Consider the following 21,313-nt stretch of genomic DNA (forward strand, 5'->3'; position numbering starts at 1 on the left):
TCAGGAGATTTCCTATGTTGGACGATCAAAAGCTAAAAATCACTTACAGCGAAAGCGATACAAATGCACGATACGGCGCTTCGGTGTCCGGGATCGTGAGCGAGGCGGAACTAACGCTGTCAAAAGTCACGCCCAGCCTCGTTATCGCCGACCACACGTTTGTCCCGGAAGAGTTGCGTGGTCGCGGCTTGGCTCGGACCTTGGCCGCGCAGCTTGTGGCGGACGCGCGCGATAAGGGTCTCCGTATCGTGCCTCTTTGCCCGTTTGTGCGGTCCTACGCCGAAAAAAACCGCGAGGAGTTGGCAGATGTCATCCAGTGGTAGCATCGCGAAACCTGCACCTGCGGCATCAAACTCGGCTTGGGCCCCTTTCAAACATCGGGCGTTCGCGCTTCTTTGGGTTGCGACCCTGATCTCTAACGTCGGCACGTGGATGCATGACGTTGGCGCAGGGTGGCTGATGACGACGCTCAATTCATCTCCGGCGGTTGTCTCACTCGTGCAGGCGGCAACAACCCTGCCAGTGTTCATCTTCGCCTTGTACGCCGGTACGCTGGCGGATCGGTTGGATAAACGCAAGCTGTTGATCACGGTGAACGTGGTGCTTCTGGTGCTGGTGTCGGTGCTAACCGTGCTGGTTCAGCTCGAACTGGTAACACCGACGCTGCTGATCCTGTTCACGTTGGCCATCGGAACAGGCACCGCCTTCATGGCTCCGGCCTGGCAAGCGATCGTGCCAACTCTGGTGCCGCGTGATGCGTTGCAACCAGCCATTGCGTTGAATTCAATGGGCATCAACATCAGCCGCGCGATCGGCCCTGCTTTGGCGGGCGTTTTGATTGCATCGGTCAGTTTGGCAGCCCCCTTTGCAGTCAACGCGGTCAGTTATCTCGTGATCATTGGCGCTCTGTTGTTGTGGAAGCATGACGGCGGTGTATCGAAGACATCTCAGCCCGTGTTCAACGCGATGATGACCGGCATGCGGCACGTCGCACATAACGGCCCGCTCAAGGCCACGTTGATCCGATCCTTTGCCTTCTTCATCTTTGCCTCTGCCTATTGGGCTCTGCTGCCGCTGGTCGTCCGAACGATCGAAGGGGGCGGGGCGACGCTGTATGGATTGTTGCTGACTTTGATCGGCGCCGGGGCTGTTGCGGGTGCTTTGACCCTTCCGCATTTCCGCGCGACGCTTGATGCAAGCACGACAGCTGCAGGCGGCACCATCGGCACCGCCGTTGCCATGGCAATTCTTGCGACGGCGACAACCCCTCCTCTGGCCTATATCGCCGCACTATTGGGTGGCTTTAGCTGGATTGCCGTTCTCACCACGTTCAATGTGTCGGCGCAGACCGCGCTGCCCAACTGGGTCAGGGCCCGAGGATTGTCTGTGAATCTGATGGTGTTCTTCGGGTCCATGGCGTTTGGATCAGCATTCTGGGGTCAGGTGGCCACGGCAACATCTGTTTCGATCACCTTGCTGATCGCAGCAGGCGGTTTGATCGTTGGCTTGCTTCTTACGCGCAAGTTCCAGCTTGGTCAGGGCGAAGATCTGGACCTGACGCCCTCTATGCATTGGCCGGCGCCGCAAGTTGCCCTTGAAGAGCACGGCTTGGCATCCCGCGGTCCCGTCATGGTCGAAGTCGAGTATCGCATCCGACCCGAGGACGAAGCTGCGTTCCTGTCCGCGATTCAAGAATGGTCAGGCGAGCGCTGGCGCGACGGAGCCTATGATTGGCGCGTTTTCCAAAGTGCAGAAGAGCCTGAGCTATGGGTCGAAGCCTTCATGGTTTCATCTTGGGAAGAACATCTGGCTCAGCACGAGCGTGTATCACACCAGGATCAGGACCTTCAACGGGCTGTCGCAGCCTTCGATACCCGTGAAAGCGGGCCCGTCGTTCGCCATTTGATCGCACCATGATGAGAGTGTTTGAGATGCTGTCGAAATTGGTCACCAAAAGGCCCATTCTTTCAGCCACAGTCTTTGCGGCTATGTTCTGGGCCCATGCGCCTGAGCAGGCATCCGCAGGTGGTGCGGAGTTTGAAGGCCGTATCGAAGCAGTCGATCGATCGGACGTTTATAGCCGGGCGGAGGGCGTCGTCGAAGAAGTGCTGGTTGAGCAAGGTGAGTATGTCCAAGCGGGCACGCCATTGCTGCAGCTACGAAACGATCTGGAGAAACTGGCGGTCGATGCCGCGAATGCAGAGTTAGCCAAAGCCGAGGCTCTGTTGCTTCAAGCCCGAGATAAGTTGGACCGCGCAGCCCAACTCTCGACGCGAGGAGCGGCAACAGAGGTCGCCTTGTTGGACGCTAAAACCAATCTGGCTTTGGCTGAGGCCGAAAGGGCCTTGGCGGAAACCGAGTTGGAGATCGCACAAACCAACTACGAAGACACCCTCTTACGTGCGCCGATCTCAGGACATGTTGAAGACCCGCGTGTTGGACCGGGTTCGCTGGTTGAGTTCAATTCCGGCGACCCGCCCCTGTTTCAACTCGTAAATCTCAACCGCCTGCGCGTTGTGTTCGAGCTTCCCTATGCCCAATGGGTTTCAGGGCTGAACACGACTAACACGCGCTCAGAGGAGTTATCAAAATCTGGCTGGTTTCGTGTTGAAACGGAAATTGGTCGGGTTCTGTCAGATGCAATTCGGCTCACTGGATCGGCGGTCTGGTTCGATGAAAACAGCGGAAAGATACGTGTCTGGGCAGATCTGGAAAACCCCGACCTAACGTTGCGACCGGGAATGAAAGTTCGTGTCACGCCCGTGGTCAGCCCAGTCACCGGCGCCGAGCAGGACCACTCCATGGTCAGGCCATGAAGAAATCCACCCCACAAGATCCCCTCAACATCAGGCATCACAAGGACTGTTCCAAATGATCAAATTCGAATTGAACGGCCGACCCGTAGAGGTTGATAACCCCCCTGACGAAATGTTGCTGCTGGTCCTTCGAGATACGCTCAAACTCAAGGGTACGAAATACGGATGCGGTGCTGCCATGTGTGGGGCCTGCACGGTGCATGTGGATGGTGTAGCGAGCTTTGCGTGCCAGATGTCGGTCAGCGACGTGGAGGATGCGCAAGTCACGACAATCGAAGGATTGTCCGAAGACGGCTCGCATCCTGTTCAGAGGGCCTGGATCGAAGAGCAGGTCGCACAATGCGGCTATTGCCAGTCGGGTCAGATCATGCGCGCGGCGGCACTTCTGGCAGACAATCCATCCCCGACACGACAGGAAATTGTCGATGAGATGAGCGCGAACCTCTGTCGCTGCGGGACGTATAACCGCATTTTCAAAGCCATCGAACGCGCAGCCAAGGAGGTTTGAGATGACTATGACCATGAACCGCCGTGGATTTCTACAAGGCGCTGCCGGACTGACATTTTTCATCGGTGCGGGAGGGATCTCATCTGTCCGGGCTGAGGCAGCTGCTGGCACTCTGGATGTCAATCACTGGTTGACGATCCGAGCAGATGGAAGCATCCGCGTTGTCTTCCCGTCGACCGAAATGGGGCAAAGCAGCTACTCCACGTTACCCCAAATCCTTGCTGAGGAGTTTGATGCAGCATGGGACGATGTTGAGATCGAACAGCTCAACGCTGATGATCGACGCTTTGGAAATCAGCTGTTTGGCGGGGTTTTGTATACGGCTGGCAGCACCGGAACACAGTTCTACTTCGATCCGATGCGCAAGGCGGGCGCTCAAGCGCGCGACGTGTTGCTGCAAATCGCAGCGCGCGAATGGGGTGTGGACAAAGCCAGCCTCAGGACGGAACCAAGTGTTGTTTTGGGCCCCGATGGCCAACAGGCAGGGTATGGTGAACTGGCGGCGTTCGGTTTGACAGATGTGACGGTGCCAGACGCTGAGACCGTGCCGCTGAAAGACCCATCCGCGTTTCGGATCATCGGGCAAGATCTGCCGCGTCGCGACGTTCCGGCCAAAAGCACAGGTCAGGCTGAATATGCCATTGATGTGGAAGTGCCCAATATGGCCTATGCAGCTGTCCTGCGCGCACCCGTTGAGGACGAAGTACCGCTTTCCATCAACGACATTGCCGCGCGCGAGGTACCGGGCGTCATCGACATCGTGACCGTACCCGACGGTGTCGCCGTCGTCGCGGAAAGCCTGTGGTCTGCCTTGGGCGCACGGGGTTTGCTTGAGGTCGAATGGTCCACAACCTCACCCTTCCGGACCTCAAACAGCGAAGAGACGCTGGCCGAATACGCCGCTGCTGTTAGCGCCCCGGACGCGTCGGGGGCAACCTGGGCTGAAAAAGGCGACGCCCCTGCAGCTATTGGCAACGCTGCACGTCAGTTTTCGCAGCTTTATTTGTCGGACTATGCCTACCATGCTCAGATTGAGCCGATGGCGGCGGTCGCTGATGTCGATGCGGACGGACAAGGTGCTGAGGTTTGGGCGGGCACGCAAACGCAGTCATGGACTGCGCGCACCGTGTCCGAGGTGCTGGATATCCCCGCCGAAAGCGTTCGACTGAACATGATGACGATGGGCGGAGGCTTTGGTCGACGCACAGCCCTGATGCAGAACTATGTGCGTGATGCGGCGCTGTGCTCTAAGGCCGTTGGACGCCCTGTCAAAGTGATTTGGCCGCGTGAAGACGACGTGAAGCAGGGGACCTTCCGCCCGGCTGCGGCCCAAAAGCTTGAGGCAGGTCTGACAGCGGAAGGAAAGCTGGATGGGTGGTATCACAAGGTCGCGACACCAACGGTCATTGGGTTTTTCAATCCCATGCGTTGGGACGCGGTTAACCCGAACGATGTGATTTCAATGCGGGGTGCCGAGAGCAAGTTCTATGGAATCAAGGATTTCCGCGCCGATCACCTGATCATGGAAAGGCACGCGCGCCTTGCCCCCTATCGCGGTATTGGTGCGTCCTACACGGCCTTTGCGGCAGAGTGTTTCATGGACGAACTGGCAGAACAGGCCGGGCGGGACCCATTGGAGTTCCGGCTTGACCTTGTTTCCGAAAACCCGCGTGGGCAGCACCTGCTTGAGAAGGTGGCTGAGATGTCCGATTGGCACAATCGCGGAGATCGAAACCTAGGGCTTTCTTTTGCAGGCTACAGCTCGTCCATGGCCGCAGGTGTGGCGGAAGTTGAAGTCGACGCGGACAGTGGAGAGATCCAGATCACCAACTTCTGGGCCGCAATCGATGCGGGCCTGATCGTCACGCCGGACAACGCACTCAATCAGATCGAAGGTGGCATCGTGTTTGGCATCTCGATGGCTCTTTCCGAAAAGATCGACATCGAAAACGGCGAGGTTGTCCAGAGCAACTTCTGGGACTACGAGATCACACGCGCGGCGCAGATGCCGGAGATCAAGATCTACGTTGCAGAGGTCGATGCGCCGCCAGTTGGTGTTGGCGAGGTTGGCACTCCGATGGTGCCTGCGGCCATCGCCAACGCATTCTATGCCGCGCAAGGCAAGCGCTTGCGACACATGCCGTTTACGCCTGAACGTGTGGCGGCTGTATTAGACAGCTAGTTCCGGTTTAAAGCCCGAGTATCTCACGCGCCTGGTTGGTGGTCGCAACCGGGCGGTTGTATTGGGCACAGATCTCTGCAGTCCGCGTTACAAGCGCTGCGTTTGACGGTACCAGCGTATTGCGATCCAGGCGCACGTTGTCTTCCAAACCTGTCCGTGCATGGCCACCTGACGAAATTGCCCAGTGGTTCAGAACCTCCTGCTGGGCACCAATGCCTGCAGCGCACCACGGCGCACCCGGAAACAGTCGATCTACTGTCTTCACATAGAAATCGAATACGTCCCGGTCCGCAGGCATCGCGTTCTTCACACCCATGACAAATTGCACATAAGGCGTGTCTTTGATCTGACCTTTCTTGTGCATCTCGGCCGCCTTCAGGATATGGCTCAGATCGAAGGCTTCGATCTCTGGTTTGACGTCATAAGTTGCCATTTCAGCGGCGAGCCAGTCGACAAGATCGGGTGGGTTTTCGTACACACGCGTGGGAAAGTTGTTCGACCCCACGGACAACGACGCCATATCCGGTCGCAACGGCAGCATGCCGCCGCGCGTCTTGCCAGCCCCCGATCGCCCTCCTGTCGAAAACTGGATGATCATGCCAGGGCAGTGTTTCTCAAGCCCCTCTTTCAACCTTGCGAACTTTTCCGGGTCGCTTGAAGGCGTTTCATCATCGTTTCGAACATGGGCATGGCAAATGGATGCTCCTGCCTCAAAAGCGGCCTGTGTGCTTTCGACTTGTTCCTCGACTGTTATGGGTACGGCCGGGTTATTGACCTTGGTTGGCAAGGATCCGGTTATTGCAACGCAGATGATGCAGGGTTCAGACATTTCACGCCTCTTTCGGTGCGAGGACAAAGTCGAATTCGACATCCCAAAAGGGACCTTCAAAGCCAACTTCCGCAGATCGCGCCGGATCATCGACCTGGTTGAATTCGGCGATCAGGCTTTCTTTGACCCCAAAAACCGCGTCCGAATTGATATATTGGTCGTCGGGATCGAAAATATGCGTGGTCAGGTCGTCGTAGCCGTCTTTTGAAACGATGTAGTGCAGGTGCGCTGGTCGGTACGGGTGCCGACCAAGACGCTTCAACAGATCGCCAACCGGCCCGTCATCCGGGATAGGGTAGTTCTTGGGTCGCACGGCCCGGAACCAATAGGTGCCGTCGGCTCCGGTTGTGAAGACGCCACGCAGGTTGAAATCAGGTTGAATACCTTTCTGCTGCACGTCGTAAAACCCGTCATCGTTGGCTTGCCAGACATCAATCTTGACACCTTCCAACGGGTTGCCTTCCACATCGGTAACACGACCCCGCACCACCATGTCTTCGCCCTTTTGGTCGAGACAAATATTGTGTCCCATCTCATATTCCGGGGCACCTCCCACATGGAATGGACCCAGCACAGTGTTCTCGGAGGCCCCCGTGGGGCGACGTGAGTTCACGGCATCCACCAGCATCGATACACCCAGAACATCGGACAGAAGAATGTATTCCTGTCGCCAATCATCGCACATGTGCCCAACCTTGGTCAGGAACATGATCGCCTCGAACCATTCCTGCTGCGTCGGCTCGATTTCCTTCACGGCTTCGTGGAGTTTTCTGGTGATGACCTCCATCACCTGCTTCAGCCGTTCGCTTTCAGCGTTTTTGTTGCGCGCCGTGACGACCTCGGCCGAGTTTTCCTCGGTGAAGTATCCCATCTCATGCGAGTCCATTTTGGCCTCCTGACTTGTGTAAGTTTGCTCCAGATTGGCTCATCGCGAAAGCACTGTGGTCAGCGCGCGACGCAGTTCGGCTTCGGCATCCGCGGCCATATCGGCTGAGCGCCACGCAACATGTTGATCAGGACGGACCAACAAACAGCCCGTATCCGAAATTTCGGACGCACGCGCCCAATCCCCGGTGTGGTCGACATAGGTCTGGCGCGGGCCGATGACGTGACAGCGAATGGGCATGCCGAGTTCTCTCGAGACGGTCTCGGCCGCAGTCACCCAAGCCTCGCCACCAATTCCGGTCAGCACGGTGAATTCCCCACGACCGCACAAATCCAGAGTTGAATGCTTGTTCCCAGTATTATGATCAAACACCCAGACATGTGGAATACGCGCGCCGGGCCAAGTCGTCGGCTGGTAGTGCAGCTCCTCATCCTGATCAAAACCGGGATCGGGTTGACCATCCGTTTCAATTGCACAGGAGTCGTAGCGCTGGTTCATTTCAACGCCATGCGCATCGAACTCATATTTCTTGAAAGCAATCGCCTCGCGAATGGCCTGTCTTTGTGCCGCGGCTTCAGGCGTTGATCCTGTACGAGCCTCTAGATTGCTTTGCATGACCTCTGGATCGACGCCTTCGGCCATTCCGAGCGATTCAAAGATGGGACCGAATTCACCGATGGATTGATTGGCCCGTGTGACGATCTGCTTTGCCACGGGCGCGCGTTCTTCGCTGTAGCTGTCCAGCAGGGTCTCTCCGGCGTGGCCTTTCAGGACTGCCGCCAGTTTCCAGGCGAGGTTAAAGCTATCCTGAATTGACGTGTTCGACCCCAGCCCGTTGGACGGTGGGTGTCGGTGTGCCGCGTCACCCATTATGAACACGCGATCCTTTTGCATATGGGTTGCGTACATATTGTTGACGGTCCAGGTGTTGGCGCTGATCAGTTCGATCTCAAGCTCGGGGTCGCCAACCAATTGCCGTGCGACCTGAGTGGCCATGGCCTCGTCCACCTCGGGGGCGGGTTGGTTGATGTCATAGCCCCAGACGATGAGCCATTCGTTCCATGGGCGGACCATGCGGACCAAACCCATGCCGATGCCTCCGACATTCGCACCCGGTTGCATCACCCAATAGAGGACCGATGGCCGATGCGCCACGTATTTGCTGAGATCGGCCCGGAACAGGATGTTCATGGACCCACCGACGCCCATTTGTCCTTCAAAAGGTAGATCGGCATGTTCGGCGACCAGAGAATTGCCCCCGTCCGCGCCGACCAGGTATTTTGAACGGATCGTGATTTCTTCGCCCGACAAACGATCCAAACACGTCGTTTTCACACCATCTGCGTCTTGCTCATGCCGCAAGTATTCGGTGCTCATCCGCGCCTGAGTCCCACGGCGACAAGCGGTGCCAAACAGGATCGGTTCCATGAATGTCTGCGGCAGATCGTTCATCATCGTCGGGCTGGACAGCAAGTGCTCGGCCTTGGACAGTGGATGATTGCCCCAGCTTTTCATCCGTCCGATTTCCTCACCGGCGAGGCTTTCGCAGAACACGTTTTCACCCATCAAATCCTGATGCGCGGCGTGCATATAAGCTTCGGCCTCGACCTCATGACCAAGGTCGCGCAGCACCTCCATCGTGCGCTGATTGGTGATATGCGCGCGCGGCGTATTGGCCAGCCAGCGATAGCGGTTGATGACCATGTTCTCGACGCCATAGCTCGACAGCAAAGCCGCCGTTGCAGACCCCGCCGGGCCGGTCCCGATGATCAGGACATCCGTTGTGATGGTGGCCATAAGCTCTCTCCCTTGTTCTTTGAATTTCTCAGGACCGCGGATCCCAGAGGCGGCCGTCATATTCGGCCTCATAGGCTTTGCCGTCCGGGTAGCTGACCAGTTCCAGCTGCATGCCCCAGGGGGCGAGGAAATAGACCCAGGTCTCGCCAGCGCTTGGCCCGTCGGTCATGGTTGTCGGGTTGCCCAGAACCTCAATACCCTTGTCCTGCAAATAGCTGACGGCACCGTCCATATCGGTGGTGTAAAACGCGATGTGATGTCCGCCGATATCCGAGTTTCGCGGCAGTTTCGTATCCTGATCCGGCGCGGTGTATTCGAAGATTTCGAAATTGGCGCCGTTTCCACAGCGTACCAGCCGCATCGTCGGAATCTCGGCCTTGGCGTCCACGTTTAGATGGTCCGCCATCCAAGTGCTGTCACCGCCCGAGAACGGTCCCAAAGGGTAGAACACATTGCAACCGATGACGTCCTGAAAGAAGGTGACGGCCTCATCGACACTCGGGACTGTAAATCCCACGTGGTCTGTGCCCGTCATTCCCGGCAGGGAGCTGCCCGCAAATGCGCCAGTTCCCAATGCTGTGACTGCGACCGTCAATGCGAGTGTTTTCATGGATCAATCCTCCTTGTTCGACTGAGCGCCAATCACCAGACGACGGCGCACGGGGAATATTTGAAGCCCGGTTTTCTCAGAGATCAGCCCCCAGATGCCGCGCGGGGCGAAGAGCATGACGGCGATCCCGATCAGACCAAGCACCATGAGGTACCAAGAGCCGTAGTCGGCCAGCAGGCTTTGCAGGATGAAGAAGATCAGCACGCCCAGGATTGGGCCTTCGATGGTGCCGATGCCTCCGATCACGACGATGAAAATCACGTAAGCCGTCCAGTCGGTGACCGAGAACGCCGCATCCGGAGAGATGCGCAGTTTCTGCACATAGATCAAAGCACCGGTCAGCCCGGTTCCTGCGGCTGAGACTAAGTAGACCAGCCATTTCATCCGAACCGCATCGACGCCGACGGATTTCGCTGCTTCGACATTGTCGCGTACCGCAGCCAATGCCAGCCCGCGCTTCGTTCTGAGCAGCCAGTAGATGCCCGCAATCGTTGCGATCACCAGCGCCAAGGCCAGCCAGTAGGTCAGGATATCGCGCGCTGCCGCTCCGCGAACGTCAAAGGTGGTCTGGATCCATTCGGTGGCCCACATCTCACGCGTCGCGGTGCGCGGCAGAGAGGTTCCGGTGCCGCCGCCGAGCACTTTCCATTGGGCCACCAGAAGGCGCATGACCTCGGCGATGACCCATGTTCCGATGGCGAAATAAGCTCCTTGCAACCGGAACGCGAAGAAAGCCGTGGGTATTGCGACGATCAGGGCTGCAACGCCGCCCAGCAGGATCGCTGGAACCGGGTCCATACCCCAAAGGATGACACCGCCGAACATGGCGTAGGCCCCCATACCGACGAAGGCTTGCTGGCCGACGGACACAAGGCCGCCATACCCGGCCAGCAGGTTCCAGAACTGAGCCAGTACAAGCATGGTGAAGATGAAGAACAGGTCTTGAATCAACCCTCTACTGGCAAATGTCGGCAGCAGGATGAACAGGATGATCAGAGCGATACAGACGGCTCCGGCACTGTAAGACGCGCGGGTCTGCGTTTGGACGCGGTACATCGAAGTATCAGTCATCAGTCCACCGCCCTTGGAAACAGGCCTCTGGGTTTGATCAGAAGCACGATGAGAAATGCCAGGTGGCCAGCCAGGATTTGCCATTCGGGGTTGATTGCTGCGCCGACAGTCTGCGCGACGCCGATGATGATGCCTCCGATCAGAGTGCCCCACAGGCTGCCGAGGCCACCAATGATCACGGCCTCAAAGGCGTAGATCAGGCGTGCTGGGCCGATATTCGGGTCAAAGTTCGCTCGCATTCCCAGATAAAGCGCCGCCAAGGTCACCACGAGCATTGCGATGGCTGTCGCAGTTGCGAAGATACGTTCTGGCCGGATACCCATTAGACCCGCTGTCACCGCATCATCCGAGGTCGCGCGGAACGCCCGCCCCAATTCCGTGCGGTAGAAAAGCTGGTTTAGACCGATGATGACAAGGATCGCAGAAGCAAAGGTCAGCAGCGGCAGAACGCCTAGGTTCAGACCGCCCATTTGAACGGAAGCCGTTGCAATCTCACCCGCGGGCAAACGTTGGCTATCGGCAGAGAACCCTTCGAGCAGAGCATTCTGCAAAACAACCGACAGACCGAATGTCACAAGCAAAGGTGGCAGGATATCAGGCCCCAGCACGCGGTTCAGCACATGTCTCTGCAATGCCCAACCCACGCCAAACATGACCGGTGCGGCAATGATTGCTGCCAAAAACGGAGAGAGCCCAAGCAACGAGACCAGCAGAAGGATCAGATAGGCGGCAAAGACGATGAGATCGCCATGGGCCAGATTGACCAAACGCATGATCCCGAACACAAGGCTCAGGCCTGCCGCGAACAGCGCATACAGTCCGCCCAAAAGCACGCCCTGAATGATGGTATCGATCCAGATCATGCGGCGGCTCCTCCGAAATAGGCGTCGTGAATGGCCTCGCGGCTGAGCGTCTCGGCAGTGCCTTCCAGCGTGACGCGACCCTCCATCATGCAGTAGACGCGGTCTGCGACTTTCATGGCTTGGCCGATGTCCTGTTCCACCACGATCAGGCTGGCCCCGGCCTCCTGAATGCGGGGGACGGCATCGTAGATGTCTTTGATGACCACCGGCGCGAGACCAAGGCTGATCTCGTCACACAGCAGAACACGGGGGTTGCTCATCAGCGCGCGACCGATTGCAACCATCTGCTGTTGCCCGCCAGACAGGGCTGTGCCGGGGTGGTTGCGGCGCTCTTTCAGAATCGGGAACAGGTCGTAGATTGTTTGCAATGACCAATGGCCCGATACCTTGCGGCCATAGGTGCCGATCAGCAAGTTTTCCTCGACGCTTAGGGAAGGAAACAGCCGGCGCCCCTCGGGCACCATGGCCACGCCGCGCGCCATGATCTCATCAGCAGCCAAGCCCCCAATGGGTTGGCCGTCAAAGCGCACTTGATCCGACCCGTTGGTCAGAACGCCCGAGATCGAGCGCATGAGGGTCGATTTCCCGGCCCCGTTTGCCCCGATGATGGCGACGGTTTCACCTTCGTCCAGATGGATATCCACGCCAAACAGGGCTTGGAAATCTCCGTAATGGGCGGTCAGCGCGTGGGTCTCTAACAGGCTCATCAGACTTCGATCCCCAGATAGATTTCTTTGACTTCCCGGCTGTTCATGATCTCATCCGGTTCGCCGAGGCCGATGACCTTGCCGAAATCCAGAACCAGCAGCCGTTCAACAACAGAGGTCAGCGCATGCAGGACATGTTCGATCCAGATGATCGTGACGCCGCTGCTGTGCAGCCCCTTGATCGTGTTGATCAGCGCGGTGCATTCCGCGTCCGTCAGGCCTCCGGCGATTTCGTCCAGCAGCAACAGCTTTGGATTGGTTGCCATCGCGCGGGCCAACTCCAACCGCTTGCGTTGCAACAGCCGCAATCCTCCGGCTGTGTCATTGGCCACATCCAGCAATTCTGTCTGCTCAAGAATGCGGGCGCAGTCCTGTTCAACCTCATGTTCGGATTTGCTCTGCCCATGCGTCGCAGCCACCAGTAGGTTTTCGAACACCGTCAGATGATCAAAGGGCTGAGGGATCTGGAACGAACGCCCTATACCCGACAAACAGCGCTGCATCGGCGGCACGCGGGTTACATCGGTCCCGTCGAAATGGATCGACCCCGCGTCAGAAGTCAGGTTGCCCGTTATCAGATTGAACAGCGTCGACTTACCCGCCCCATTCGGGCCAATGATCCCAAGGGCCTGCCCTTGCGCGACATCAAAACTGACATCGTCAGTAACGGTGAGCGCACCGAAGCTTTTCGAGACGTTTTTGAGCGAAAGTATGGTCATACCGGAGTTCCTGCCCCGGACAGGGTCCGGGGCGCTGGTTTCGTTGCGATCAGGAGATTTCTTCCATCACACCTGCAGTCGGAATTTCGGGTGCTGAAGAGTTGTCGACGATCACGAGGTCGTAGCTGCCATTGTCGAGCAGCCTCCACTGCCCTCCGACCAAGGGCGTTTTCGCGACGTTCTGTGCGGCGAAGGGTGGCAGACCCGCACCATCAAAGGCGATCCGGCCAACAATGGAATCCAACTGCGTGGCAGCGATGGCCTCAGCCACTGCATCCCCGTCACCTGCGTCATCAACACGTCCCATGACGTTAGCGGCCATTTCAAACAGTGCGTGCACAAAGCCGATGGGCTGGGTCCATTGGCGGCTGGTGGCGGCCATGTAACCCTGAGCCAATTCAGCCGAGCTTGCGCCGGTCAACGACGATGAGAACGGATGCGTCGGTGACCACCACACCTCGGAACTCAGGTTGTTGCCTGCGTTACCCAACGCCTCAACCGCTTGCGGAAACAGGATGGCTTTGCCGATGCTCGCCGCCTTGGGGGTAAAACCTTGCTGCTTGGCCTGGCTCCAGAAGGTGGTGAAGTCAGGCGGGATGGGAACGCCGGTTACGATTTCTACATTCGCCTGGCGGAACGCGTTGATCTGGGCCGAGAAATCGTCGGTCAGGTTCTGGTACCGCCCGGGATCTGTCAGGCTATATCCCAATTCGGATAGAACCGGCGGGAAACCCACATTCGGATCGCCCCAAGCATTGCCATCGCCGTCATTTGGGAACAGAGCACCGACCTGCTTGTTGGTCTCCAATTGGCCCCACATCGCCGTAAAGACCGAGATCACGTCCTCAAGACCCCAGAAAAAGTGATAGGCGTAGTAGAACGGCTCCCAACTGGCTGGATCGCCGGGGTTGCCCTGCTGGCCGATGAACCACGGTTGCCATGGCGCAACAGTGGAAATACACGGCACTTCCTCGGCCTCACAGGTGGAGGCAACCGGGTTGGTCGTTTCGGGTGTCGAAGCGACCAGCATAAGGTCGATCTCATCATCCACGATCAACTCGCCCGCGACGTCAGCTGCACGGTTCGGGTTCGACTGGCTGTCTTTGACGATGACTTCGAAATTCGCACCGGCCTCGGACGCGGCGAAGTTGTCCAGAATAAACTTGTCGGCCTCAGAAAAGGCAGCTAAAGGCCCGGATTGCGGGCTGACATAGCCCAGCTTGATTTTGGCACCTTGCGCGATGGCCGGTGCAGCAAGGGCACCGGTGGCCAGCCCGAGGCCGGTCGCGGCGCTGGATTGCAGCAATTTGCGTCGTGTGATCATGTGTCCCTCCCTCGACACGGTGAAGTCAAACGCTTGGGGCGTTTCCCGCCCACGCGCTCTGAAGAAGCGCCCGCAGCCCATCAGCCGTGACGGGGTGCGGGTTCCAATACGGGTTCTTGAGTGCGATTTCGGTGGCGCGATCCAGATCTGCCTCTGAAAGACCAAAGTTTTTAAGAGCCATTGGTGCGCCCATGGAATTGGAAAAATCCCAAAGCGCCTGGCCGGGCTCGGAACCGCCGAGAATTTCTGACACGGGTGCCAAAAGCTCCGGCACACCCGCCGCGTTGTAGGCGATGGCATGAGGCAGAATGACCGCGTGAGTTTCCGCATGCGGCAGATTGAAGGATCCGCCCAGCGTATGGCAAAGCTTGTGATGCAACGCCATTCCAACCAGACCAAGCACAGTGCCGCAGGCCCATGCACCGCGCTGTGTTTCCTCTCTGGCTTTGAGGTCGTCGGGGCTTTCGACAACGGTCGGCAGACCTTCCGCAAACGCCTTCAAGCCGCCGATAGCCAATTCCGTGGTCTGATCCGTGCGATCCTTGGCATAAAGTGCCTCGGCAGCATGAGCCATGGCATTCAAGGCGCTGGTCACGGTCATTGCGGGCGGCAATGACGCCACAAGTTCGGGATCGTACAGGATGACGCGGGGCAGAACCTTTGGTTCTGTCAGGGTGGTTTTGATGCCATCCTCAGTCTGGCCCAGGATCGGAGTAGCTTCGCTACCGGCATATGTGGTCGGGATGGCGATTTGTGGCAAAGAGGTACGAAGGGCAATCGCCTTGCCTAAGCCAATCGTCGAACCTCCACCAATAGAGACAATGCTATCGGCCTTGACAGACAATGCATGTTCAACCGCTTCTTCGGTCACGCCGACCGGGGTGTGCATCGTTGCCCGGGTGAAGACGCCTGCAGCACGATCCCCAACAGTTGTTGCAAGCTCCATTGCCATATCGACTTGCTGAGGCGTCGATAGGATCAGCGCTTTGTTCGATCCCAGCTCCGCCAACTCCGCGCAGATGTCGTTGCGCAAACCTGCGCCGAATCGGACTTTCTGGCCATTGATTCTGGTGGTGCTGAGAGCCATTGGGCGCGTTCCTGACAAACGATGGATTGCGGATCTGGAGGGAACGCTAGCAGGCAAAGACAGCACTCTTGATCGAATTATCGACCATCAATATAACTTTGAGTTATGAAGCTTGATCCAAGACATCTCGAGATTCTTGCCGCTATTGTCGAGGCCGGAGGGTTAACCGAAGGCGCTGCTTTACTTGGGAAATCTCAACCCAGTGTCTCCAGAAGCGTCTCTCTCTTGGAGGACAGGGTGGGAGAGCCCTTATTCCTGCCGACCCGAAGGCCATTGCAACCCACTGAGCTTGGTCTTGCGCTTGCTCAGGAAGGTCAAAGAATCCTAAGCGCAGGTCGCCATGCAAGCCGCGTTGTGGACGAACACCGTCAGGGCATTGCCGGTGCAGTGCGGGTTGCGGGTACGCCGATCTTTATGGACGGTGTCATCTCGAACGTGATTGCAGAGTTTCAGGCTGAGTATCCCAATATTCGGATCGACCAATCCTATGGATACCCCACTGAACTTTTGTCCCAGTTGTCCGCTGAAACTCTGGACTTGGCCATTCTTCCTATGCGCCCAGCAGACGTGTCTGATGAGTACGAGTTTCGTCAAATCCTGCCTGGTCGAAACGTCATTGCGTGCCGTGTTGGGCACCCATTGGCGCGCAAAAAAGAGGTGAAGCTTGAAGACATCACTGAGTTTTCCTGGATCGCGCCACCTGCAAACAGCCCGCTTTTTCGTGACTTGCGAAACACGCTGGACGGTATCGGTATGCGAGACCTCAAAATCAGTTTCACAGGCGGGTCTTTGAGTGCGGTTGTGAACGTTCTGACGGGTTCTGACTCCTTGACCGTTTTACCTTTTTCAGTGGTCTTTATGATGCAACGGCAAAAAACTCTGACAGCACTGCCGATAAAAATCGGTGATCCCGACCGACACTTGGGATGCGTTACGCTCAGCGCCCGAAGCATGCCTGCTTCGTCGAACCGCGTGCTTGAGTTCATAAAGCAGAAGTTCGAAATGCTTGATCGGTTGATTTGTAGCGCGGGATGATCTCTCTGACTGGTCTAGCCTAATAAAACTCGAGAGACTGAGCGGGTTTGTGAAGCCCGGAGGAAGTTTGGCTTAGAAATGACCCAAGAGATTTACCGGTTTTCTGAGGTTTTGCACTTTAAACGAAGGCGGCAATCGGTGGCGTTCTAGAGTGATTGTGCAATGTGACAAATAGTTTTGCGTCCAGCAACAGAACACTGCGCTTGCTACCTCGCTTGCTTCATCCAGTACCTAGACTTTTTTCATTTTCCCGGCTTCCTCTCAGGAAAATCAGGATTGTTTTGCAGGCCAGAAGCAGTTGGCGCATGTTCCTGCCGATCTGCCATGTGGTTAGCGCGGGTGCTATTCTGTAAACAGTCGCCTGAGGTTCATAGCTTTTGCTCCATTTCTGCAGATCAGGTCAGAGAAACGACCTCCGTTCGCTGTAAATTATGTGAAGATCTTCAGCATGAGCTCAGGGAGCACATGAAACCATCGAAATGGCAAAGCTCATTGCCAAAAGGCAAAGAGTGAATGGCGTGACCTACATTCTGAAAATAGTTTTTTGATTTCAAGTTCACCCAAGCATTAAGAGAAATTGTTCCGAAGGGTTTCATAGAGTCCGCACGACGTCGGTTGTCCAAATTTTTTTGTTTTCAATACAGTAAGGCTCTGTATCTTGAGGGGAAACGACCAGCGTTTGAACCCTGGAGATCAAATAATGGAATTGATTACAGAACAGCTTCGCGCCTTCCCGATCATGGCATTGTTTCTTTGTCTGGGTCTTGGATACGGCGTCGGAAAGTTTCGGGTCGGCAAGTTTGAGTTGGGGGGCATCGCTGGCACTTTGTTGGTGGCCGTCTTCATTGGCCAGATCGGTGGGATCAACCTTAGCACCGATGTTCAGAATGTTTTCTTTTCTCTCTTCATATTCATGGTCGGCTACAACGGCGGGCCTCAGTTTTTTGCGGCCTTGAACCGAACTGCGCTGACCAAGTTACTTGCCGCGTTTATGATGACCCTCTGGGGGTTGTTTTTTGTTATTGTTGTTGCTCGGTTGGCGGGTTTGGACAAAGGGCTGGCCGCGGGGTTGGCCGCTGGTGGCCTGACACAATCTGCAATCATTGGCACCGCTGGGAACGCCATCGATCTGCTTGGGCTCGCCGCTGATGAGGCGGAAAAACTGAAAACCAACATCGCCGTAGGATACTCGGTTACTTACATCTTCGGCTCAATCGGCCCGATATTGGCAGTTAGCATCATTCCCATCATCATGCGTGTCGATCTGCGGCAAGAAGCGATTAAGTTGGCTCAGAAACTCGGCGGCGGTGGTCCCAAACTAGAGGAAGGAGAGTTCCTTCCCATGAACCGGTTTGACGCCCGCGCCTATCAAGTAAATGCCGATGCAAGCATTGCCGGAAAATCCGTCAAAGACATCGAAAGCGGCTATGATGGCGATCTGATCGTAGAACGATTGCTCCACGATGGCGCTCCTATAGATCCGACCCCCGAAACGATAATCAATGCCGGAGACACGGTGGTCGTCTCCGGCCTCGTCGCGACTTTGACCCAATTCGAGGGGAGCGCCAGTGGTGAAATCGGAGAGTATCCCCCTGAACTGACGGTTGTGGAGGAGCGTCGCAATGTCGTGGTTACCAACCGTAAACTGACCGGCAAAACCTTGGCAGAGCTGCGCGAAGCTCTGACGGCGGATCAAAGGCGCGGTGTTCATGTCTCAAAGATTACCCGAATGGGCCATGATGTCCCCGTCCTACACAACACGGAGATCCACGCAGGTGACGAGATCAGTATTGTCGGTCACAAGGACGACCTGAACCGAGTTGCCAAGGTTGCGGGCTATGTGCCGCCTTCGGCCTCGGTCACCAATTTCATTGCATTGGGGATCGGCGTGGCCATCGGCTATCTGATCGGAGAGATCAGCTTTGTCATTGCAGGAACAAAGGTGGCTTTGGGGTCTGGCCTGGGTTGCCTGGTTACAGGGTTGATCATCGGATATTTGCGCATCCGGCGACCCAAGATCGGCGGCATCAACCGTGGGGCCGCTAATTTCCTTCAGAGCTTTGGTTTAGCTGTGTTTGTTGGTGTTGTTGGCCTAAATGCAGGCAAACCTGCGCTAGAGGCAATTCAGGAATATGGGATCATACTTCTGCTTTTGGGTGTTGTGGTTACATTGATGCCCATGATCGTTCAGTTCCCGATCAACTACTTCGCCCTGCGTATTAAGAACCCGGTTGAGGCCTGTGCGGTTGTGACCGGATCACGCTCGGGCAATCCCGGTTTTGCGACACTATTGGAAAAAGCCGGGAACTCGACACCGACACCTGCCTTCACAATGACCTATGCCGTGGCCAATATTTTCCTGACTCTCTGGGGGCCTTTGGTTGTGGCTTTTGTTCCGTAAGTCAGACCTCACAATAGCCAGGGTCCTAACCTAGAAGGGTGAGATCAGCATGTGTGTCAATCACCACGCTGATCCGTTGCGCTACGCTGTAGCTAGATGTCAACCGTGCAATGGCAACCCTTTCGAGGCACGGTAGGCCTGCACGTAGCCGGTGGCCACGGCGCGCACCGCTCTTCCGATCTGGCGGTAAGCACTATCATCCAAATTGGCGAAGGATACCCGCGCCGACCAGTTCGGCGCGTCAAAGCCCGATCCATTCAGCAACACGATCCCGTGGTCCTGAGCCAGTTTGAACGATATATCCAGCGGGTGAACATTCTCTTTGATCCACTCGACCACCTCTTCGCCCACGTATTTGCGGAGCCAGAATTCGAAGTCGATGATACCGTAGTACTTGTCGAAAAGCGGGTTATCGGGAACTTCGATGCCCATCCCGTCGACCAACTCGTCAAAGCGATGTTTCAGAATACCCCAGCAGAATTTCTGATAGGCCTTCTCTTCGTCCATAAGCTCGACGAGTGAAAACAAAGTCATCATCACCTGTTGTGGCAGCGATAGGCCAGCAGTGTGGTTCAGCGCAACATCGCGGCTGTCGGCAACGATCCGGTCGATGAACTTGAACGACGATGGATCAGGCGTCAGCGTTTCGTAGCGTGCGTTGACGACGGCTTTGGTTTCGTCCGGAGCATCCGCAATCATCTTGTCGAAGATGTTGTTCTCAGCCACCAAAATCGCGCCTAAACGCCACCCTGTGCAACCAAAGTACTTGGAGTAGGAATAAACCCCGATGGTATTCTCAGGCAGATGCCCCAGGATAGATTGAAAGTTTGGAACGAAGGTCCCGTACACGTCGTCAGTCAAAATGATCAGGTCCGGGCGGCGGGTCTTTACGAACTCGACAAGCCGAGCTGAGACCTCGGGGCTGATAGCGACTGAAGACGGATTGCCCGGGTTAACCAGAAAGAGTGCTTTGACTTTCGGGTCGGACAGAATTTCGAAATCTTCGTCGTTCAGTTGAAAGTGGTCCTCTTCTTTCGAAGATACATCCACTGTGTTCAGCCCATAGTCTTCAAGGACCGGCATCTCCAGATATGGTGTGAAAATCGGTGTACCCAACGCAATCGTGTCACCGGCATTCAGCAATCTCTGGTTCTTGAGCGCTTTGAAGATGTAACACATCGCTGCGGTTCCACCCTCAACTGCGTAGATATCAAACTTCGCATCCGGTCGGTGCCCTGCGCACATCGCCCACATAACATATTCATGCACAATCGCTTCGTTGTGTTCCATGCAACGGTCGGGCATCGGGTAATGGTCGCCAACAATACCATCGGTCAATTCGAGTACGAAATCGTCTGGCGTAAAGCCGAATTTCTCAATCGCAAAATCAACGACTGCCACCAAAGTGTCCGCACCAGGAGGGCCGTTTCCTTCAACCGATTTGGCGCAATACGTTTTGAGCCGATCATAGCAGCCTGGCCCTTGCGGCATCCCAGCCAGACCGACCTCCGGCTCGTTCCGATGGCGCTGAGCTTCTGTCATGGCGAACTGCCCTAACAGGAAAAATGCCTCCCGCGCTTTGGTGGCGATCCAGTTTGGGTTCCCTCGACCGGCATTTAGGTATGGCAGAGCCATCTGCCGCGCCTCTTTTTGCGCCAACTTGATAAGTTCGTCTTTGATTTGGAAAGGACTTAGGTTTTCAAATTTATGCAGGTTGAGCGATTCTGGCATGACATCAAATCCTTGCGTTAAAACAGATGACGTAGCTAAGCGGATCGCATGCAAGGCAATGTGTCAATGAAAACAACGCTAATTGAAGGGATGAACGCATAACCGAGGATTGCGTGTCGTCATTAGAAGACTTGGCTGTAACTTACTTGCAAGGCCGTCAGAGTGATAGAAATTGTGCTGAGGCTCTGGGTTCGGAGCTGACATCCCTGAAAGATCTGTAACGTTCGCTTTTCCGCAAAAACCGTTTTTGTTCGTGATCGGCAAGGTGATAGCAACGAACAGCAGTACAGTACTCCAAGTTGTGAGTTTTATACTGTCGGAACTTTGGGCTGGCGGCAAATGGCGGCTATACAGGCTGCGAATTCAGTATCTTTGGGTCGGGTGGCGATTGACGTAGTCTTCGTTTTGATGGCTCTTGGAGCCTTTGGGGCTGAACATCATGCCGTTGTTTGCGGGGACGGGTATCTTGGGTCCGACTGAGCGTGCCTATAATGGCGCAGCCCAAAGTCGCAGTCCAGGGAACGGTGTCGTTTAACACGGTTGTCCGACCCGCAGCGGCATTACAACTGCAGGGAGGCTCGTGCCTGGTGCTCCCGTCGAACTGAGCTACGCTTTGGGACAAGGCCCTGAGACAAATTCCGCTGTAGCGTGCCACGGACCCACTGATTTGACCTCTCGCAAATGCAATCCGAGCATCAGTAAGGTCGGCCAGAGGAGATAGGTTTGGATTTCGACGTTCTCTCCAAA

At 56.3% G+C, this 21,313-nt stretch carries 18 protein-coding genes; 7 read left to right on the forward strand and 11 right to left on the reverse strand.

Going from position 1 to position 21,313, the window contains the following annotated elements; translation table 11 throughout:
• The first annotated feature begins 14 nt into the window (after positions 1–14).
• From ACR0AI_RS19960 to ACR0AI_RS19980, 5 genes are read left to right on the forward strand one after another with little or no spacing between them, the layout of a single operon-like run.
• Complete coding sequence (locus ACR0AI_RS19960) at positions 15–323, forward strand: GNAT family N-acetyltransferase (protein WP_480676656.1); 309 nt, start codon at positions 15–17, stop codon at positions 321–323.
• Positions 307–1,917, forward strand: a complete 1,611-nt coding sequence (locus tag ACR0AI_RS19965) for an MFS transporter (protein WP_480676658.1) — start codon at positions 307–309, stop codon at positions 1,915–1,917. Before ACR0AI_RS19960 ends, ACR0AI_RS19965 begins: the two co-directional genes overlap by 17 nt.
• A complete protein-coding gene (locus tag ACR0AI_RS19970) occupies positions 1,914–2,816 on the forward strand; it encodes an efflux RND transporter periplasmic adaptor subunit (protein WP_480676660.1) in 903 nt (300 codons plus the stop codon). Before ACR0AI_RS19965 ends, ACR0AI_RS19970 begins: the two co-directional genes overlap by 4 nt.
• A 55-nt stretch (positions 2,817–2,871) precedes the next feature.
• Complete coding sequence (locus ACR0AI_RS19975) at positions 2,872–3,324, forward strand: (2Fe-2S)-binding protein (RefSeq protein WP_039531882.1); 453 nt, start codon at positions 2,872–2,874, stop codon at positions 3,322–3,324.
• Between the two features lies 1 nt (position 3,325).
• On the forward strand, positions 3,326–5,506 hold the full coding sequence (locus ACR0AI_RS19980; RefSeq protein WP_480676662.1) for a xanthine dehydrogenase family protein molybdopterin-binding subunit: 2,181 nt from the start codon (positions 3,326–3,328) through the stop codon (positions 5,504–5,506).
• 7 nt (positions 5,507–5,513) lie between these two features.
• Here ACR0AI_RS19980 and ACR0AI_RS19985 read toward each other — a convergent pair whose 3' ends face one another.
• Genes ACR0AI_RS19985 through ACR0AI_RS20030 form a run of 10 tightly spaced genes read right to left on the reverse strand, consistent with a single transcriptional unit; the run spans position 5,514 to position 15,399 of the window.
• Complete coding sequence (locus ACR0AI_RS19985; protein ID WP_480676664.1) at positions 5,514–6,335, reverse strand: 3-oxoadipate:acetyl-CoA acetyltransferase; 822 nt, start codon at positions 6,333–6,335, stop codon at positions 5,514–5,516.
• 1 nt (position 6,336) lies between these two features.
• Positions 6,337–7,221 (reverse strand): intradiol ring-cleavage dioxygenase, encoded by an 885-nt coding sequence (locus tag ACR0AI_RS19990; RefSeq protein ID WP_480676666.1) that lies wholly within the window; start codon positions 7,219–7,221, stop codon positions 6,337–6,339.
• A 39-nt stretch (positions 7,222–7,260) separates the two neighbouring features.
• The gene (locus ACR0AI_RS19995; protein WP_480676668.1) at positions 7,261–9,018 is read right to left on the reverse strand and encodes an FAD-dependent oxidoreductase; all 1,758 of its coding nucleotides are present in this window, start codon (positions 9,016–9,018) and stop codon (positions 7,261–7,263) included.
• A 28-nt stretch (positions 9,019–9,046) separates the two neighbouring features.
• Positions 9,047–9,628 carry a VOC family protein gene (locus ACR0AI_RS20000; protein ID WP_170690337.1) on the reverse strand — a complete coding sequence of 194 codons (582 nt, stop codon included), beginning with the start codon at positions 9,626–9,628 and terminating at the stop codon, positions 9,047–9,049.
• 3 nt (positions 9,629–9,631) lie between these two features.
• Positions 9,632–10,699, reverse strand: a complete 1,068-nt coding sequence (locus ACR0AI_RS20005; protein ID WP_480669833.1) for a branched-chain amino acid ABC transporter permease — start codon at positions 10,697–10,699, stop codon at positions 9,632–9,634.
• The gene (locus ACR0AI_RS20010) at positions 10,699–11,562 is read right to left on the reverse strand and encodes a branched-chain amino acid ABC transporter permease (RefSeq protein WP_480676670.1); all 864 of its coding nucleotides are present in this window, start codon (positions 11,560–11,562) and stop codon (positions 10,699–10,701) included. The genes ACR0AI_RS20005 and ACR0AI_RS20010 overlap by 1 nt, the downstream gene beginning before the upstream one ends.
• Positions 11,559–12,269 (reverse strand): ABC transporter ATP-binding protein, encoded by a 711-nt coding sequence (locus ACR0AI_RS20015; RefSeq protein WP_480676672.1) that lies wholly within the window; start codon positions 12,267–12,269, stop codon positions 11,559–11,561. Before ACR0AI_RS20015 ends, ACR0AI_RS20010 begins: the two co-directional genes overlap by 4 nt.
• Complete coding sequence (locus ACR0AI_RS20020) at positions 12,269–12,988, reverse strand: ABC transporter ATP-binding protein (RefSeq protein WP_480676674.1); 720 nt, start codon at positions 12,986–12,988, stop codon at positions 12,269–12,271. Before ACR0AI_RS20020 ends, ACR0AI_RS20015 begins: the two co-directional genes overlap by 1 nt.
• A gap of 49 nt (positions 12,989–13,037) precedes the next feature.
• Positions 13,038–14,312, reverse strand: a complete 1,275-nt coding sequence (locus ACR0AI_RS20025; RefSeq protein ID WP_480676676.1) for an ABC transporter substrate-binding protein — start codon at positions 14,310–14,312, stop codon at positions 13,038–13,040.
• A gap of 25 nt (positions 14,313–14,337) precedes the next feature.
• Entirely contained in the window at positions 14,338–15,399 is a 1,062-nt protein-coding gene (locus ACR0AI_RS20030; RefSeq protein ID WP_480676678.1) for a maleylacetate reductase, read from the reverse strand.
• Positions 15,400–15,504: 105 nt separating this feature from the next.
• Between ACR0AI_RS20030 and ACR0AI_RS20035 the strand changes: the two genes are divergently transcribed.
• Positions 15,505–16,434 (forward strand): LysR family transcriptional regulator, encoded by a 930-nt coding sequence (locus ACR0AI_RS20035; protein ID WP_170377141.1) that lies wholly within the window; start codon positions 15,505–15,507, stop codon positions 16,432–16,434.
• A 700-nt stretch (positions 16,435–17,134) separates the two neighbouring features.
• The gene (gene aspT / locus ACR0AI_RS20040) at positions 17,135–18,835 is read left to right on the forward strand and encodes an aspartate-alanine antiporter (RefSeq protein WP_480676680.1); all 1,701 of its coding nucleotides are present in this window, start codon (positions 17,135–17,137) and stop codon (positions 18,833–18,835) included.
• Between the two features lie 99 nt (positions 18,836–18,934).
• On the opposite strand, the gene ACR0AI_RS20045 is transcribed toward aspT, so the two are convergent.
• Positions 18,935–20,566: a bifunctional aspartate transaminase/aspartate 4-decarboxylase gene (locus ACR0AI_RS20045; protein ID WP_480676682.1), complete on the reverse strand. Its 1,632-nt coding sequence runs from the start codon at positions 20,564–20,566 to the stop codon at positions 18,935–18,937.
• Positions 20,567–21,313 lie beyond the last annotated feature (747 nt).

It is taken from the genome of Ruegeria sp. BG3 (genome assembly GCF_056538485.1).